A 17,233-nucleotide genomic window follows, 5' to 3' on the forward strand; every position below is an offset into this window, starting at 1 on the left:
CGACGAAAAGCTACCGACCGAGTTCCGCGAGCAGCCGACCGAGCTGCACGCGGTCGCTGTTGCCCTGCGTGAGGTCGAACTCCACGTCGCCCGCCATCGCGTACAGCTCCGCGAGCTCGTCGCCGGAGTACCGCGAACGCGCGACGTCGAGGAGTTCGTCCAGCACCTCGCCGCCGCTCATCCCCTCGTCGACGAGCAGGTCGTCGAGCGTCGACCGCGCGTCCGTGAAGTCGCCCGCCTCGGCGTCGTCGAGCATCGATTCGACGACGTCGTCGCTGCCGACGTCCTGGAGGGTCTCGTAGGCGGCGTTCATCGTCACCTCGCCTTCCTGCTCGGCGGTCGTCTGCGCGCTCAACACGGCCTCCCGGAGGTCGCCCTCGGCGTACCCCGCGACGAACTCCAGGCCGTCCGGCTCGTAGTCGACGCCCTCGGCTTCCACGATGTCCCGGAGCACGCCGACGATCTCGTCGTCGCTCGGCGCGCGCACCGACACGGGGAAACACCGCGAGTGAATCGGCGGAATCAGCTTGGAGGGCTGGCGGGTCGCGATGACGAACTGCGTCGCCTCGTGGTGGCGCTCCATCACGCGCCGCAGCGCCTGCTGGAAGTCCTCCCGGATGGCCTCGGCGTTGTCCAGCAGGATCGTGTTGTAGCCGCCGGAGACCGGTGAGTAGCTCGCTGTCTCCTTCAGCACGTGGTTCACGAGGTCCGCCTTCGAGGAGTTCCGGCGGCGCTTCGAGTCGATGAACGGCGCGAACCGCGGGTCCTCGCTGATCTCCTTTTTCGTCATCCCGAAGAAGTCCGCGACGTTCAACTCCACGAGGTCGTTGTCGGGGTCGTCGTGGGCGGCCTCGGCGAGCGCGCGGACGGCCGCCGTCTTCCCCGCGCCCGGCGGCCCGTACACGACGAGGTTCACGGGCTCGTCGACGGCGTCCCGCAGCCGGTCCCGCACGCTCTCCTGCGGGAGGTCGGCCAGCGACGGCGCGTGCTCGTCGATCCACAGCGGCTCGTCCATCACTGCGGGGTAGCCGCCGCGGCACAAAGAAAGAGTCGGTCCGGGGTGTCGGTTGCGGGGTCCGGGCCTGCTCAGTTCTGCCCGCCGCCCTGACCGCCGTCGCCGCCCTGCCCGTCGTCGCCGTCGCCCTCTGCGTCGCCGTCACTGCCCTGCCCGTCGCCGCCGTCGCCCTCTGCGTCGCCGTCACTGCCCTGTCCTTGGTCGCCTGCACCGTCACCCTGTCCGTCATCGGCGGACTGCTCACTACCGGCCGCAAAGCCCAGCACGGCCTCGCCGTCGACCGTGTACGGGCCGTCCTCGGCGCCGTCGCTGGCGACGAAGTCGTAGGTCTCGTTGCCGGTGGTCTCCTGGTGGGGCATCGCGACGAGCGTCTCGCCCGGCTCGACGGACGCGTTCTCGTCGAACTCGGCGCCCGAGACGTTCTCGAAGAGCGGCACGGAGACGTTCTCGTGGACGCCGGGCTCGAGGTACTCGGAGACCCCGACGACGCTGCCGACGGTGTCACCCTCCAGGAACGTGTTGTCGTGGACGGCGACGTAGCCGCCCTCGGGCACGAACACGCTGTCGACGGTGACGTTCGTGGCGTCGTTGCCGGCGGGCGTGAACCGCACCTGCGACTCGTTCGTGACTTCGATGGCTGCGAACCCGCTGGAGTTCTCGGTCGTGACGCCGTGGATGTACTCGCCCTGCCCGACGGCCGAGGCGTTCAGCTCGAACGTCACCGTCTCGTTGCCGGAGGCGTTCACCGTCACGTTCTGCCGGACGACGACGTCGGCGCCGCTGCCGGCCAGCCGGAACGCGACGTCACCGCTTGCTGCCTCGTCGAGCGTGTTCGCGACAGTAGCGTTCACCGTGATGGTGGCGTTCGGCGCCGCGAACGCCGGTGCCTCGAGCGACTCCACGACGAGCCCGCGGTCGTCGACCTGCGCGCCGTCCATCGCGAACTCGACCTGCGCGTCGTCGGTCACGGTTTCGTTGTCCACCGCGTAGGGGCCGTCGTCGGCGCTGCCAGTGAACACGAAGTCGTAGGTCTCGTTGCCAGTGGTCTCCTGGTGGGGCATCGCGACGAGCGTCTCGGTGCCGTTCGGCATCGAGACGTTCTCGGTGTCGGCACCCCGGACGCCCTCGAAGAGCGCCACGGAGACGTTCTCGTACGTGCCCGGTTCGAGGTACTCGGAGACGCCGACGACGCTCTCGACGGCGTCACCGTCCAGCAGCCGGTCGTCGTGAACGGCGACGTAGCCACCCTCCGGGAGGGTGACGTTCTGGACGGTGACCGTCCCGTTCTCGACCGTCTGGTTGTCGAACGTCACGGACGCGTTCCCGTCCTCCTGCTGTTGCTGCTGTACCTGTGCTGCCCTCGTGTCGTCGGCGATGCCGGCGCCACCGAGCGCCGGTCCCGCCGTCGCCGCGGCGGCGCCGCCCCAGAGGACGAGCGTCGCCACGACGACCAGTACGCCGATGTGTCTCGTACGTGCCATGCCAGCGCAACGAGGGGCGCAATCCGAATAAACGCGACAGATAGTTAACGCCGATTTCGGAGTATACAGGACTGCTACTCCGAGAAAAGCGAGCGTACGCAGTGAAAGCCGACCGTACCCGTCTCGGCGAGCGAACAGGTCCGGGGAGCGAGGTGGACGGCCGACGAAACGCGAGCCTACCCGCAGCAGGCGGCTCCTCCGTCGCCGAACGCACGGCGTGCTGGCCGGGAACGCGCGTCGGTGTCGCAGTGGCCGGCGGGTGCTCTGACGGCCGACCGTGTCGCGCTATCGGTGTCGTTTTGCGCGCGGCTCCCGCAGGGGACGGTATGACTCTCACCGTCACCTTCCTCGGGACGAGCGGCGCGGTCCCGACGACGGAGCGCAACCCCAGTTCGCTGTTCGTCCGCCGGGAGGGCGACGCGTTCCTCTTCGACGCCGGGGAGGCGACCCAGCGCCAGATGATGCGCTACAACACGGGCTTCGACGTCTCGGACGTGTTCGTCACGCACGGCCACGGCGACCACGTGTTCGGGCTGCCGGGGCTCGTCCACACGTGGGACTTCAACGACCGCGAGGACCCGCTGACGATTCACGTCCCGCGGGGTCTGGGCGGCGACATCGAGGACCTCGTGTTCTCCGTCGGCGGCGACGTCGGCTACCCGGTCCGGGTCAGCGAGGTGAGCGCCGGGGAGATCGTGCTCGCCAGAGACGACTACGAGGTGCGGGCGTTCACGACCGCCCACCGCACGGCGTCGGTCGGGTACGCGCTCGTCGAGCACGACCGGAAGGGCCGCTTCGACCGGGAGCGCGCCGAGGAGCTCGGCGTGCCCGTCGGCCCGAAGTTCTCGAAGCTCCACGACGGCGAGCCGGTGGAACTCGATGACGGCACCGTCGTCCACCCGGACCAGGTCGTCGGCGACCCGCGGCCCGGCCGGAAGTTCGTCTACACGGGCGACACCCGGCCCCACGACGCCGTCGTGTCCGCCGCCGAGGGCGCCGACCTCCTCGTGCACGACGCGACGTTCGCGAACGACGCTGCCGAGCGCGCCGCCGAGACCGGGCACTCGACGGCGGGCGAAGCGGCCGAAATCGCGAACCGGGCCGGGGTCCGGGCGCTCGCGCTCACACACGTCTCCTCGCGGTACGCGGGCGACGCCAGGGAACTCAGCGAGGGCGCGGCGGGGTTCGCGGGCGAGGAGGTGTTCGTCGCACACGACGGTCTGGAGTACGACGTGACCTTCCCGACCGACAGCGACGACAGCGACGAGAAGTAGGTCGGCTGGTGGCCGGCGCCGCGCTGGCCGCCGTCAGTCCCGCACGTTCTCGACCAGTTCTTCGGCTTCGGTACGTTTCTCGCCGAGCGCGGCACCGGCGAGCGCGCCGAGCCCGCCGCCGGTGCTGGCGGCGTTCCGGCTGAACAGGCCGCCGACGGCCGCGCCGACGGCCGCACCGATTGCCGCGTACTTCGCCCGAGTGAACACTGTGGATAGTCGCTTTCCCATATCTGTTGGTTCGCAAGCGACACGTAAAAGCTGTTCGGCGGTCCGACACGTCACCCGGTCGCCCAGTCGGCCAGGTCCTCCACGACGCCCGCGACGAGGTCGGGGTCGTACGTCCACGCGCCGACGTAGTCGTCGTCGTTGCCGTCGCGCTGTTCAGCGACGAGCGCGCACTGGCTGTCGCCGGGGCCGTCGAAAGCGACGAACCAGTACCGGTCGGCGTACTCGCCGCCCGCGTGGACGGCCACCTCCTCGGCGTCCACGCGCTCGTCGGCGAGGTGCACGTGTACGTCGAGACTCGTGTCGGCAGCGAGCCGGTGGTACAGCGACTGCTGGTCGGCGAACGCGTCCGCGGTCTGGAACCCCACGTGGAGCAATCCGTCGCCCGCCCGCCACGCCCGGTCCTCGAACTCCCGCGTGGTCGCCAGCAGCTGCCGGCGGGACAGCGACGCGAACACCGTGTCGTCGAGCAGGTCGAGGACGGCGCCGTACGCCGGCGAAACCGCTTCCCTCGCGCGTTCGTCAGTCGCCCGGGGTGGCGCGAGCAAGCGCTCGAGGGTGGCCACGGTGACCGCGCCACGGAAGCGCTCGCTCCCAGGGCGCTCGCCCGTATTTTCCGAGTCAGCACCGCCTGCACCACTTTCGTCGTCGCCGCTGCCGCTGTGGCTGCCACCGGCGTCCCGAACCACGACGAACGGGTCGGGGCCGCCCGGCGGGAGCCGCCGGAACGACACGTCGACGTTCCGTGCGGCGAACCGGTCGGCGAACTCGCCCCGCTCGGGCGCGTAGTGGGTGAGGCGCTTCCGGCGATCGGCGGCCGCCTCGAGGACGTTCCCCGGGCTCATCGCTCCGGCAGCGCGACGTCGTACTGGTGCGCGAACTGGACTACGCCCTCGACGGCCGGCGCCAGCGACGACGCCGTCACGGTCCCGGCCTCGCGGTCGTACTCCGCGAGCCCGGCGTCGTCCAGCAGCGGGAGGTGGCTGTGGTGGAGCGTCGCGAGGATGCGGTCGTACTCCTCGCTCCCGACGTCGGTGGTGTCCGCCAGCTGCCAACCGGCGAGGACGTCGGCCAGCTCTGCGACGGACGCCGGCGACTCCTCGAGGAGGTACCACAGCAGGTGGCGGCGCTGGCCGTCCGCGAGCGCGGCGAACAGCCGGTCCGGAGGCGGGGCCGTACCGCCGGCGGTGGGGTCCCAGTCGCCGGCGCTGGACTGCGAGTGGATAGGGCTCTCGTCGCCCGACATACGTATACACACGGTAACATACTACATAGAAATACGGGCTGTCCCACTGCCCAGTGCTACGAGGGGGCCCCGTCGGCGGCTGTCCCACCTGCACCCCCGGGCCGCCGTGCACTTATGTGGGCTCGCTCCGTATTCCTGAGCGTGAGTACCCGCACGAGCGCCCTCGACGCTCTCGTGTTCGGCGTCGACGTGCAGAGCGGTGACGTGCGCGGCGACGCCCCGTCCTACGCGCTGGTCGTCTTCGACGGCGAGTCCGTCGAGCGCGACGTGGTCACCCGCCGGAAGCTCCTGCGGCTGGTGGCGGACCGCGAGCCCGCCATCGTGGCGACCGACAACATGTACGAGCTCGCCGCGGACAAAGACCAGCTGATCCACCTGCTGCGGCGGCTGCCCGAGGCGACGAAGCTCGTGCAGGTGACCGGCGACGAGCGCCCCGAACCCCTCTCCCGGGTGGCGAAACGCCACGGCGTCCCGTACGGGAAGCCAGCGATGGAGGAGGCCGAGGCCGCCGCCCGGCTGGCCGCCCGGAACGTCGGCTACGAGGTGTCGGCGTTCACCGACGAGACCGAGATCAAGGTCGCCCGCGGCCGGTCGACGGGCGGCGGTGGCGGCTGGAGCGAGGACCGCTACACGCGGCGCATCCACGGCGCGGTCAAGCGCGAGTCCCGGAACGTCGAGTCGAAGCTCGACGACGCCGGCCTCGACTACGAGCGCGAGGTCACGGAGAAGTACGGCGGGTACGCCAACGCCGTCTTCACCGTGCAGGCGCGCCCCGAGAACATCCCCATCGGCGAGCACCGGTCCGGCGACACCCGGGTGGAGATCGAGCCGGTGCGCCGGGACGGCATCGAGTTCCGGCCGCTCGCCCGCAGGCGGGACCGCGTGCTCGTCGGCGTCGACCCCGGCACGACGACGGCCGTCGCGCTCGTCGGACTGGACGGCCACGTCCTCGACGTCACGAGCACCCGGACCGCCGACACCGCCGAGGTCATCGAGTGGATCATCGAGCGCGGCCGGCCGGCGCTGGTCGCCGCCGACGTCACGCCGATGCCCGACACCGTCGAGAAGATCGCGGCGAGCTTCGACGCCCCGACGTGGGCGCCCGACGCCGACCTCCCGGTCGACGAGAAACAGCACCGCACGCGCGAGGAAGGCTACGACGACGACCACCAGCGGGACGCGATGGCGGCCGCGCTGTACGCTTACGACCACTACCGGGAGACCATCGACCGCGCGACCGGCGAGGCGCCGCCGGACGTCGACGAGGGCGAGGTCGCCGCGCGAGTGCTCGCCGGCGAAACCCTCCAGGGCGTCCTCTCGGACCTCGAGGAGGTCGAGGAGCCCGAGCCCGAGGAGTCCACCCACGAACCCCGCGAGCTCACCGACGAGGAGCGCCGCATCAGGGACCTCGAAGCGCAGGTCGAACGCCTGCAGGCGCACGTCTCGGACCTCGAAACCGAACTCGACGAGAAGGACGCGAAACTCGAGGAGTACGAGGAAGAGCTCTCGGAGGCCCGCCGCGAGGAGCGCCAGGAAGCCCGCGAGCGCCGCGAGGTGACCCAGCTGGAGTGGGAGAACGACCGCCTCGAGACCGAACTCGAGGAGCAACGCGAGCGCGCCGACAGCCTCGAGGAGAAACTCGAGCGCCTCAAAGACCTCTGGAAGCTCGACCACTCGAACTTCGCGGACGTCAGCCGCGGCCGCGACCTCGTCGCCGTCAAGCCCGTCGACCAGTTCACCGTCGACGCCATCGAGACTGCCCACGACGAGTACGGCATCGCCGCCGGCGACGTCGTCTACCTCCGGGACGCCTCCGGTGCCGGTCGCTCCACCGCCGAACTCCTCGCCGAGTTCGACCCCCGGGTCGTCCTCCGGTCCGGCGGGCTCTCCGACGCGGCCGACGAGGTCCTCTTTGACCGGGAGATTCCGGTCGGTCCCGCCGACGACGTCACGATCCGCGAAGTCGACGAACTCGCCGTCGCCAGCGAGTCCGACGTCGAAGCCGTCGTCGAGGACTGGCGCGACCGCAAGGCCCAGCGCGAGCGCGAGCAGAAGGAGACGATGGTCGACTCCATCATCAGCGAGCACCGCGCCGACCGGGATTGACGCTGTAGTTTCTCGCTAGCTCGATCGCGCTGGTGGCTCTGATGCTCCGAAAGCCCCGGGCGGCTACGGTCGCGCGGCTCGCTGTGCTCCTCGGTCACTGCGTTCCCTGCGGTGCTTGCTTCGCCGGGCTTCCCGTAGCCGCCCGCCACTTTCGATGTCCCGCCTTGGCGGCTGGGCAGCCGGCAGTAACTCTGTCGACTGACCGTCCGGTAGCGGGGTGGGACTGAGCGAACGCTTCGCGTTCGCGAAGGTCGGAAGACGAGCGGAGCGAGTCTTCCGGGAATCCAGAAGGGGCCGTCGGGTCGGCGAACCCGGGCGACGCAGGCACCGGACCGAACGACTGGAGGGAGTGAGGGAGGAGCGCAGCGAGCCCCGGGAGTCGAGCCGTTGGGGGCTTTCGAGGAAGTGTTCCGAGTACTCGTGACGTAACCGCCGACCAGAAATCCACCTGCAGAACCAGTCACAGACTTCCGCACCGCTTAACCCGGCGGCCCGAATCTCTCGGGGTATGGACGCGTACGAGCGCATCACTCGGAACACGGCGGAAGTCGTGACCGAGGACGAGGTTCGGGAACTGGCCGAGGACCCCGAGGGCAAGCGGGTGTACGTCGGCTACGAGCCCTCCGGCGTGTTGCACCTGGGGCACCTGTTGACGGCGAACAAGCTGATGGACCTCCAGGCGGCGGGGATGGAGGTCGTGGTGCTGCTGGCGGACGTGCACGCGTACCTCAACGACAAGGGGACGTTCGAGGAGATTCGGGACACGGCCGACCAGATGAAAGAGCAGTTCCTCGCGTACGGGCTCGACGAGGACCAGACGGAGTTCGTCCTGGGGTCGTCGTTCCAGCTCGACGAGGAGTACGAGCTGGACCTCCACGCGATGCAGGTCGAGACGTCGCTCAAGCGAGCGCAGCGCGCGATGGCCGAGATCCAGAGCGGGGAGACGGCGAAGGTCAGCCACGTCGTCTACCCGCTGATGCAGGCGCTGGACATCGAGTACCTCGACCTGGACCTCGCCATCGGCGGGATGGACCAGCGGAAGGTCCACATGCTCGCCCGCGAGGAGCTGCCGAGCGTCGGCTACGAGAAGCGCCCGGCGCTGCACACGCCCATCATCGGCGACCTCGGGTCCGGCGACGGGAAGATGTCCGCCAGCGAGGGCGTCACCATCTCGATGGAGGATTCCACCGAGGACCTCGAGGAGAAGGTCAACGCGGCGTTCTGCCCGCGGACCCGCGACCCGGAGGGCGAGAAAGTCAACCCCGTGCTGGAGCTGTTCCAGTACCACGTCTTCCCGCGGTTCGAGGAAGTCGTCGTGCAGCGACCCGACGAGTACGGCGGCGACCTCGTCTACGAGGAGTACGAGACCCTCGCGACCGACCTCGAGTCGGGCGACCTCCACCCGGCGGACGCGAAGAGCGCGCTGGCGTCGGCGCTCGACGACCTCATCGAGCCGGGCCGTGAGCGGCTGCGGGAGCTCCGCGACGAGTAGCGGACGCGGTCTGTTCTACTGCACGCGAGTCCTCAGTCGGTCGCGTCGGCCGTCCGGCTTTTCCGTCTCGCGCCGCTACATGTCGCCCCCATGGTCGAACACTGCGACAAGTGTGGGACGGCGCTCGACCCCGACCAGCCGCGACACCAGCGTTTCGTCTTCGAGGCCGCCGAGGACGACACCGAGACCCTGGTCGGTGCACTGTGCTCGGACTGCTTTTTCGCGTTCGAGGAGTGGCTGGCGACCCGGGACGCTCCGGACTCGTCGTAAGGTTCTCGCTCTCGGACCGTCGCAGGGTTCTAACCCCCGGTTGGCGTACCGGTTCTCATGACTGTTCCGGACGTGGAGGCGACGGCGGACGCCTTCGGGGCGCTCGCCGACCCGGTGCGCGTGGAGATTCTGGCGGCGCTCTGGGAGGCCGAGGGGTCGGCCGTCCAGTACTCGTCGCTGTTGGAAGCCGTCGGCGTGCAGGACTCGGGCCGGTTCAACTACCACCTGTCGAAGCTCACAGACCACCACTTCGTCGCGAAGACCGACGACGGCTACCGGCTGCGGCCGGCGGGGTTGCTCGTCGTGAACGCCGTCTACTCGGGGTCGTACGTCGAAGCGCCGGTCCGCGAGGGCCTCGACGTCGGCGGGGCGTGTCCGTCCTGTGACGGGCCGCTGGTCGGCGAGTACGACGAGGGAATGTTCCGCGTGCTCTGTGGCGACTGCGGGGACCAGGTGTTCATGCTGTCGTTCCCGCCGCGGGGCGTGGAGACCCGGGTGGACGACGACGACGCCCTCCTGCAGGCGGTGTCGGTGCACGCGCGAGCCCACACGAGGCGAGCGAACCGGGGGCTGTGTCCGTTCTGTGGCGGTGCGATGACGGGCTCGCTCGACCTCGACGCCGACACGGCACTGCCGGTGTCGATGCTGGTGCGACGCGACTGCGACAACTGCGGGGTGGCGAACCGGTCCAGCATCGGGTACGCGGTGCTCGAACACCCCGCAGTCGCGGGGTTCCTCGCGGAGCAGGGGCTGCCGGTGGACGCGCCGCCGTGGCGGTTCGACTGGTGTCTGAGCAACGACACGGTGACTGTGGCGTCCCGCGACTCGCCCCGTGTGACCGTGGATGCGACGGTCGAGGGGGCCGAGACGGCGCTCCGTGTGACAGTAGACGAGCGTGGCAGGGTGGCCGGGACCGAGCGACTGCCCGCCGAAGACCTGTAAGCAAAATCGGAAAACCGTCTTTGTACGCGGGCCGATAAGTATCAGGTACAGAAACGCCTGTAATTAAATCGGTGCTTTCTTCTAACAGTTCCGTGTAGCTGCTGCTCAGGCACCCGAGCGCTGCGAATTCGGGGGTCGTCACGTCCGCCAGCCCGCGCCAGTCGCCCGCCCTGTACCGCCGCGGCCGACCACACCACAGCCATCCCCACCGAATGAGCACTCCCCCAGACCCGACTCCGGTCGACTCGCTGTCCGACCCCGACGCCCTCCGCGACCGCGACGGCGTCGAGTACCTGACTGTCAGCGACGACGACCACTTCGAGTCGAACCAGCGAACCGAGGGCGTCGCGGTCGTCGGCGTCACGAACGGCGCCGGCGACCTCGCGCTCCCGACGCTCGAAGCCGGCACGATACTCACGCACGCGATGGTCGAGGACGGCGGGGACTTCGCCGACACCGCCCGCGAGGGCACCCACGAACTCCTCGGCATCGACGTCACCCTCGACGACGTGCTGCGCGTCCGCCGGAAGGTCTCCTCGCGGCCGGACGCGGAGGAGGACGCAATCGCCCACGTCGTCGTCTACGCAGCGTCACCCGCCGGCGACGCCGAGCTGCCCGAAGAGGTCCCGTCCTGTCAGGTCGAATCGACCGACTGGTACGACGGCGTCCCCGACGACCTCGTCTCCGCAGAGATGCGCGACGACCTCGAACGCCTCCTGGAGTGACGGCCTGCGGCCGTAGCTGTCGCTGACGCCCGCTCGCGGGCGTCGCTGCGGACCTCCTTCGACTGCCGGCCGGAGAACTGTTCTACAGCCCGAAGACGCCCATGAGCGACTGGATCGCGCTGCGGGCAGCGAGGGCGACGCCGACGAGGACGGCGGCGATACCGGCGGCGACCACGGGTGCTTTCCACGCGACGACAGCGACGCCGACCACGACGAGCAACACGCCGAGGTAGCCGAGCGCGTCGAGTTTCTCGAACATACCTCAGGCACGCCCAGCGGCGGTGGTAAGCCTGCTGGTCGGCGGTCGAATGCCGCGGAGTGGTGGGGTTTAAACAGTTCGCTGTCCAACCGCGCCGTATGAGCGAGGACGACGGCGGACGCAAGAACTTGCGAATGCCCGAGGACGACGAGGTGTTCGCGGAGGTAACGGACATGCTCGGCGCGAACCGCGTCCAGGTTCGGTGTGCGGACGGCAAGGAGCGGACGGCACGCATCCCGGGACGGATGCAGAAGCGTATCTGGATCCGCGAGGACGACGTCGTGCTCGTGGAGCCGTGGGACTGGCAGGACGACAAGGCCGACGTGACGTGGCGCTACGAGAAGAGCGACGCCGACCAACTCCGCGAGGAAGGCCACATCGAATGACGGCGGTGGGACGGCGGTGACCGACGAGCAGGACGACTTCGGGCTGACCGAGGAGACGGAGGGAGCGCCCGGCGACGAGTTCGAGGAGATCGACGTCAGGGACACGGAAGCCGACCGCATCGCGCGCACGAAGGACCGCGAGTTCGCGGAGTTCCGGAAGCGCCTGAAGGACACCGAGCAGTTCAAACTCGACGACGGCGCGTTCGACGACGCGACGTACGCGGCCATCTACAAGCTCGTCGAGGACGACCACGTGGGCGCGATGGGCGGCCCCATCTCCACGGGCAAGGAAGCCAACGTCTACGAGGCCCTCGACGGTGAGGGCGGCGACGTGGCGCTGAAGGTCTACCGCATCAACGCGTCGAACTTCCAGCAGATGCGGGAGTACCTCGAGGGCGACCCGCGCTTCGAGGGGCTGCGCGGCGACAAGAAGGCGGTCGTGCTGTCGTGGACGCGCAAGGAGTTCTCGAACCTGCGGCGCGCGAAGGCCGCCGGCGTGCGGGTGCCGGAGCCGCTGGCGGTCCAGCGGAACGTGCTCGTGATGGAGCTCATCGGCCGGGAGGGCGACGCCGCGCCGACGCTCAGCGACGTCGACGTGGAGAACCCCCAGATGGCCTACGAGGTCGTCCGCGAGTACGTGCGGCGGCTGTACGACGCCGGCCTCGTGCACGGCGACCTCTCGGAGTACAACGTCGTCGTCTACGAGGGCGAACTGGTCGTCATCGACGTGGGGCAGGCGGTGACCATCCACCACCCGAACAGCGAGGATTTCCTCGAGCGGGACTGCCGGAACGTCGCGAACTTCTTCGCGCGGCAGGGCGCCGAGGACGCCGACCCCGACGACCTGCTGGCGTACGTCCACGAGCACGCGAACCCGCGCGCCGAGGCGGACACTGCGGCGGGCGCACGCGACGGCACCGAGGCAACCGAGCAGGGCAGCGACACCGACGACGCCTGAGCGGGCTGGCCCTGCTGCACCGAAAGTGTTTTTGACGCGGTTCCCGGAATCCGGAGTATGCAGTCCGCTCTCCGCGGCTGGCGCTGGCGCGTCCGGGGAGCGGACAGTCTCGTCGCCGCGGCCTGACGGGCGTCACCCGCTCGGGTTGGGGGCGTGGCTCACTCCGTTCTCTCCGTTCTCGCGTACCGCCTGCCGACTACCAGCCACGCACCCACTCACACACGCATGACAGACGACGATACCGTGACGCCGTACGCCGTCGAGGGCGAGGACCTCGACTACGAGAAGCTGCTCGCTCGCTTCGGCGCGGACGAACTGACCGACGACCAGCGCGCCCGGTTCCCCGACCACCCACTGGTACGACGAGGGCTGTTCTACGCCGGCCGGGACGTCGACGACTTCCTGGCGGCCGACACGCAGTCTATCGTCACCGGCGTCGGCCCCTCGGGGCCGATGCACCTCGGGCACGCGATGGTGTTCTACTTCGCGAAACGCCTGCAGGACGAGCTCGGCGCCCGGGTCTACATTCCACTCTCCGACGACGAGAAGTACTGGTTCAAAGACCAGACGCCCGCGGAGACTGGGGACTACCTCCGGGAGAATCTCCGTGACCTGCTCGCGGTCGGCTTCGACCCCGAGCTGACCCGCATCGTCGTCGACACCCGTGACGCCGACGTGCTCTACCCGCTGGCGACGGCCTTCGCCGGGGACGTGCGGCACGCGACGCTGCAGAACGTCTACGGCGAGCCGGACAACGTCGGGCAGGCGTTCTACCCGGCGGTCCAGACCGCCCACCTCCTGCTCCCGCAGATCGTCCACGGTGAGCACGAGACACTCGTCCCCATCGCCGTCGACCAGGACCCCCACGTGCGGGTGAGCCGGGACGTCGCCGCCAAGGCCCGCTACCCGGTCGGGAAGCCCGGGGCGCTCCTGATGCAGTTCCTCCCGTCCCTGGAGGGGCCGGGGAAGATGAGCAGCTCCGAGGGCGTCTCCATCCGGCTCACCGACGACCCCGACACCGTCCGCGAGAAGGTCCGGAAGCACGCCTACACCGGGGGCCGCGCGAGCGTCGAGGAGCACCGCGAGCGGGGCGGCGTCCCCGAGGAGGACGTCCCGTTCCAGTACCTCTCGGCGTTCTTCGAGCGCGACGACGACGAACTCGCGCGAATCGAGCGCGAGTACCGGGCGGGCGACCTGCTCTCGGGCGAGCTCAAGGAGCTCGCCGCCGACCGCATCGCGGACTTCCTCGAGGGCCACCAGCAGCGGCGTGCGGCACTCGGTGACGTCGACGCCGAACTCGAAGCGTTCCGGCTCACCGACGACGAGCGCGAGCGTGCGCGCGACGCGGTCGGGTTCGGGTACTGAGCCCGAGACCGAGGCCCCACCTCTAAGACCCGCCGCGTCGACTACGCAGCCATGAACGAGGACGCCGAGGCCGCCTTCGCGGCGGTCGCGGACGAACTCCGGGTTCGCATCCTCCGCGAGCTCTGGGACGCCGACGACCCCCTGTCGTTCTCGGAGCTCCGGGAGCGCGTCGGCGTCCGGGACTCCGGGCGGTTCAACTACCACCTCGGCGAGCTCCGTGGGCGGTTCGTGGAGAAAGACGAGGACGCGGGCGGCTACGACCTCCGGTTCGCCGGCCGGAAGCTCGTCGGCGGGCTCTACTCGGGGGTGTACACGGAGGCCGCCGAGCCTGTCGGCCCCCAGCCGGTCGACGGCTCCTGTGTGACCTGCGGCGGCGACCTCGAAGCCGTCTACGAGGACGAACACGGCAAGGTCGACTGCACGGACTGCGAGGTGACGCTCATCCAGACGGGCGTCCCGCCGGCGTTCGTCGACGGCCGGGAGGACGACCTCGCGGCCGCCGTCGACGGCTACGTCCGCACGACATCGCGGTCGTTCCTCGACGGCTTCTGTCCGACCTGCAGCGGACCGACCGCCGGTCGGCTGGAAGACAGCGAGTACGGCCCGCAGGCGGTCGTGGAGTGCGAACGCTGCGGCGCGTCGTTCTACGGGCTCGCGGCGTGGGTCGGCGTCGACCATCCTGCAGTGGTCTCGTTCTACGACGACCACGACCGCAGCGTCCGGGACACGGAGCTCTGGCGCCTCGACTGGCTGGCCGACGCCGCGTGGGTCGACGGGGCGGACGGCGACCGCGCGACCGTCACGGTCGAACTCGACGGCGAGGCGCTCCGGCTCACCGTCGCCGACGACCTCGCCGCCACCGCCGTGGAACGGACGGAGACCGACTGACGCAGGTGACGAAGGCTTTTACGCGAGCGACAAGTACACCGCGTTATGAAACACGTGAAGATTCCGAACGACCGGATCGGGGCACTCATCGGCGACGGGGGTGAGACGCTCCGCCGCATCGAGGCCGCCGCTGAGGTCGACATCGACGTCGACTCGCAGGACGGCGCGGTCGCCATCGAGCGCACGGGCGACCCGGTGCGCGGGATGAAGGCGCCGGAGATCGTGCAGGCCATCGGCCGCGGCTTCAAGCCCGACGAGGCGCTGACGCTGCTGGACGACGACATGCGGATGTTCGACACCATCGACATCGAGCGGGCGGCCCGCAACGACAACGACCTCCGCCGGAAGAAGGGGCGGCTCATCGGCGAGGACGGCCGTACCCGGGAGCTGATGGAGGAGCTGACGGGCGCGTCGGTGGTCATCTACGGGTCGACGTTCGGCGTCATCGGCCAGCCCAAGGAGGTCGACGTCGCGCGGTCGGCCGCCGAGATGCTGCTGGACGGCGCCCCCCACGGCTCCGTCTACTCGTTCCTCGAGCGCAAGCGCAGCGAGGAGCTGAAACAGCAGGGGATGGACTACCACGAGTTCCCGGGCTGACGCCCGTAGCGGCCCGTTCTTTCGCTGTTCGACGGTTCTCCAGCGGTCGCGCTCGCGGTTCGCGTGACAGCCGTTGACGTACATAAAGCCTGAGCGGGTCGCTCGCTGTTCGCCCGTGGGATGCCGTCTCCGCCGTCCTTCCGGGGTGTGTTACTCCCTCGCGCACAAGCTTTAAATAGAATCGCATTCAATCAATGAGTACTAATGGCTCAGCAGATGGGTAACCAGCCGCTGATTGTCCTCTCCGAGGACAGTCAGCGCACATCCGGAGAGGACGCGCAGTCGATGAACATCACCGCCGGCAAGGCCGTCGCGGAGTCCGTACGGACTACGCTCGGCCCGAAAGGCATGGACAAGATGCTCGTCGACTCGACGGGCGAGGTCGTCGTCACGAACGACGGCGTCACCATCCTCAAGGAGATGGACATCGAGCACCCGGCGGCCAACATGATCGTCGAGGTCGCCGAGACCCAGGAGACCGAGGTCGGCGACGGCACGACCACCTCGGTCGTCGTCTCCGGTGAACTCCTCTCCGAGGCCGAGGACCTCCTCGAACAGGACATCCACGCGACCACGCTCGCGCAGGGCTACCGACAGGCCGCCGAGAAGGCCAAGGAGCTCCTCGACGACGCCGCCATCGACGTCTCCGCCGACGACGCGGAGACCCTCGAGAAGATCGCCGCGACCGCCATGACCGGCAAGGGCGCGGAGAACGCCAAGGACGCCCTCTCCTCCCTCGTCGTCCGCGCGGTCCAGTCGGTCGCCGACGAGAACGGCGTCGACACGGACAACGTCAAAGTCGAGAAGGTCACCGGCGGCGCCATCGAGAACTCCGAGCTCATCGAGGGCGTCATCGTCGACAAGGAGCGCGTCAGCGAGAACATGCCCTACGGCGTCGAGGACGCCAAGATCGCGCTCGTCGACGACGGCCTCGAAGTCAAGGAGACCGAGATCGACACCGAGGTCAACGTCACCGACCCCGACCAGCTCCAGGACTTCCTCGACCAGGAAGAAGAGCAGCTCAAGGAGATGGTCGACTCCCTGAAGGAAGCCGGCGCCAACGTCGTCTTCGCCGACTCCGGCATCGACGACATGGCCCAGCACTACCTCGCGAAGGAGGGCATCCTCGCCGTCCGTCGCGCGAAGTCCGACGACTTCACCCGTCTGTCCCGCGCCACCGGCGCCACCCCGGTCTCGAACGTCAACGACATCGAGTCCGAGGACCTCGGTGACGCAGGCAGCGTCGCCCAGAAGGACATCGGCGGCGACGAGCGCATCTTCGTCGAGGACGTCGAGGAAGCCAAGAGCGTCACCCTCGTCCTCCGCGGCGGGACCGAGCACGTCGTCGACGAGGTCGAGCGCGCCATCGAGGACTCCCTCGGCGTCGTGCGCGTCACCCTCGAGGACGGCAAGGTCATGCCCGGCGGCGGCGCCCCGGAGACCGAACTCGCCATGGAGCTCCGCGACTTCGCGGACTCCGTCGGCGGCCGCGAGCAGCTCGCCGTCGAGGCGTTCGCCGACGCCCTCGAAGTCATCCCGCGCACCCTCGCGGAGAACGCGGGCCACGACCCCATCGACTCCCTCGTCGACCTCCGCAGCCAGCACGACGGCGGCAACAAGGCCGCGGGCCTCGACGCCTACACCGGCGAAGTCGTCGACATGGAGTCCGACGGCGTCGTCGAGCCGCTCCGCGTGAAGACGCAGGCCATCGAGTCCGCCACCGAAGCGGCGACGATGATTCTGCGCATCGACGACGTCATCGCCGCGGGCGACCTGGCCGGCGGTCAGGTCGGCGACGACGACGGCGACGACGGCCCCGCCGGCGGCCCCGGCGGCATGGGCGGCGGCATGGGCGGCATGGGCGGCATGGGCGGCGCGATGTGAAGTCGGCCACGTAACACCCGCCACCTACCCCCAGCCGGTCCGCACCGCTCGCTCACCACTATCACCCGACACACTTCTTTCGACGCCACGCCGCCCAGCGGTCGCGCTGTCCTCGAGTCG

General features: G+C 69.5%; 18 protein-coding genes. 12 read left to right on the forward strand and 6 right to left on the reverse strand.

What is annotated here, in order from left to right; all coding sequences use genetic code 11:
• Positions 1-10: 10 nt before the first annotated feature.
• Positions 11-1,015: an AAA family ATPase gene (locus LT971_RS01550; RefSeq protein WP_237005091.1), complete on the reverse strand. Its 1,005-nt coding sequence runs from the start codon at positions 1,013-1,015 to the stop codon at positions 11-13.
• Positions 1,016-1,086: 71 nt separating this feature from the next.
• Positions 1,087-2,496 carry a DUF7282 domain-containing protein gene (locus LT971_RS01555; protein ID WP_237005092.1) on the reverse strand — a complete coding sequence of 470 codons (1,410 nt, stop codon included), beginning with the start codon at positions 2,494-2,496 and terminating at the stop codon, positions 1,087-1,089.
• Positions 2,497-2,822: 326 nt separating this feature from the next.
• On the opposite strand from LT971_RS01555, the gene rnz reads away from it, so the two are divergent.
• Positions 2,823-3,770, forward strand: coding sequence for a ribonuclease Z (gene rnz / locus LT971_RS01560; protein ID WP_237005093.1), 948 nt, complete (start codon positions 2,823-2,825; stop codon positions 3,768-3,770).
• A gap of 33 nt (positions 3,771-3,803) precedes the next feature.
• On the opposite strand, the gene LT971_RS01565 is transcribed toward rnz, so the two are convergent.
• From LT971_RS01565 to LT971_RS01575, 3 genes are read right to left on the reverse strand one after another with little or no spacing between them, the layout of a single operon-like run.
• The gene (locus LT971_RS01565) at positions 3,804-3,998 is read right to left on the reverse strand and encodes a glycine zipper 2TM domain-containing protein (RefSeq protein WP_237005094.1); all 195 of its coding nucleotides are present in this window, start codon (positions 3,996-3,998) and stop codon (positions 3,804-3,806) included.
• A 50-nt stretch (positions 3,999-4,048) separates the two neighbouring features.
• On the reverse strand, positions 4,049-4,840 hold the full coding sequence (locus LT971_RS01570; protein WP_237005095.1) for a DICT sensory domain-containing protein: 792 nt from the start codon (positions 4,838-4,840) through the stop codon (positions 4,049-4,051).
• The gene (locus tag LT971_RS01575; RefSeq protein ID WP_237005096.1) at positions 4,837-5,241 is read right to left on the reverse strand and encodes a DUF7344 domain-containing protein; all 405 of its coding nucleotides are present in this window, start codon (positions 5,239-5,241) and stop codon (positions 4,837-4,839) included. The genes LT971_RS01570 and LT971_RS01575 overlap by 4 nt, the downstream gene beginning before the upstream one ends.
• A gap of 141 nt (positions 5,242-5,382) precedes the next feature.
• Between LT971_RS01575 and LT971_RS01580 the strand changes: the two genes are divergently transcribed.
• From LT971_RS01580 to LT971_RS01600, 5 genes are all read left to right on the forward strand, one after another.
• Complete coding sequence (locus LT971_RS01580) at positions 5,383-7,347, forward strand: DUF460 domain-containing protein (RefSeq protein ID WP_237005097.1); 1,965 nt, start codon at positions 5,383-5,385, stop codon at positions 7,345-7,347.
• Positions 7,348-7,855: 508 nt separating this feature from the next.
• Positions 7,856-8,839, forward strand: coding sequence for a tyrosine--tRNA ligase (locus tag LT971_RS01585; RefSeq protein ID WP_237005098.1), 984 nt, complete (start codon positions 7,856-7,858; stop codon positions 8,837-8,839).
• Positions 8,840-8,929: 90 nt separating this feature from the next.
• Positions 8,930-9,109 (forward strand): hypothetical protein, encoded by a 180-nt coding sequence (locus LT971_RS01590; protein ID WP_237005099.1) that lies wholly within the window; start codon positions 8,930-8,932, stop codon positions 9,107-9,109.
• 57 nt (positions 9,110-9,166) lie between these two features.
• Complete coding sequence (locus tag LT971_RS01595) at positions 9,167-10,051, forward strand: ArsR/SmtB family transcription factor (protein WP_237005100.1); 885 nt, start codon at positions 9,167-9,169, stop codon at positions 10,049-10,051.
• 212 nt (positions 10,052-10,263) lie between these two features.
• A complete protein-coding gene (locus LT971_RS01600) occupies positions 10,264-10,776 on the forward strand; it encodes a hypothetical protein (RefSeq protein ID WP_237005101.1) in 513 nt (170 codons plus the stop codon).
• 82 nt (positions 10,777-10,858) lie between these two features.
• Here the strand turns inward: LT971_RS01600 and LT971_RS01605 are convergent, their stop codons facing one another.
• Positions 10,859-11,035, reverse strand: a complete 177-nt coding sequence (locus LT971_RS01605) for a DUF7470 family protein (RefSeq protein ID WP_237005102.1) — start codon at positions 11,033-11,035, stop codon at positions 10,859-10,861.
• A gap of 98 nt (positions 11,036-11,133) precedes the next feature.
• Between LT971_RS01605 and eif1A the strand changes: the two genes are divergently transcribed.
• The 6 genes from eif1A (at position 11,134) to thsA (ending at position 17,113) form a co-directional block, all read left to right on the forward strand.
• Positions 11,134-11,421, forward strand: a complete 288-nt coding sequence (gene eif1A / locus LT971_RS01610; protein ID WP_089669266.1) for a translation initiation factor eIF-1A — start codon at positions 11,134-11,136, stop codon at positions 11,419-11,421.
• Positions 11,422-11,437: 16 nt separating this feature from the next.
• Positions 11,438-12,379: a serine/threonine-protein kinase Rio1 gene (gene rio1 / locus LT971_RS01615; RefSeq protein WP_237005103.1), complete on the forward strand. Its 942-nt coding sequence runs from the start codon at positions 11,438-11,440 to the stop codon at positions 12,377-12,379.
• 225 nt (positions 12,380-12,604) lie between these two features.
• Positions 12,605-13,744, forward strand: coding sequence for a tryptophan--tRNA ligase (locus LT971_RS01620; protein WP_237005104.1), 1,140 nt, complete (start codon positions 12,605-12,607; stop codon positions 13,742-13,744).
• Positions 13,745-13,795: 51 nt separating this feature from the next.
• Positions 13,796-14,632 (forward strand): winged helix-turn-helix domain-containing protein, encoded by an 837-nt coding sequence (locus LT971_RS01625; RefSeq protein WP_237005105.1) that lies wholly within the window; start codon positions 13,796-13,798, stop codon positions 14,630-14,632.
• Between the two features lie 45 nt (positions 14,633-14,677).
• Complete coding sequence (locus tag LT971_RS01630) at positions 14,678-15,229, forward strand: KH domain-containing protein (protein ID WP_237005106.1); 552 nt, start codon at positions 14,678-14,680, stop codon at positions 15,227-15,229.
• A 231-nt stretch (positions 15,230-15,460) separates the two neighbouring features.
• Positions 15,461-17,113, forward strand: coding sequence for a thermosome subunit alpha (gene thsA / locus LT971_RS01635; protein WP_425293267.1), 1,653 nt, complete (start codon positions 15,461-15,463; stop codon positions 17,111-17,113).
• The last annotated feature ends 120 nt before the right edge of the window (positions 17,114-17,233 follow it).

This window comes from Halobacterium rubrum (genome assembly GCF_021729015.1).
Taxonomy (GTDB): Archaea; Halobacteriota; Halobacteria; order Halobacteriales; family Halobacteriaceae; genus Halobacterium; species Halobacterium rubrum.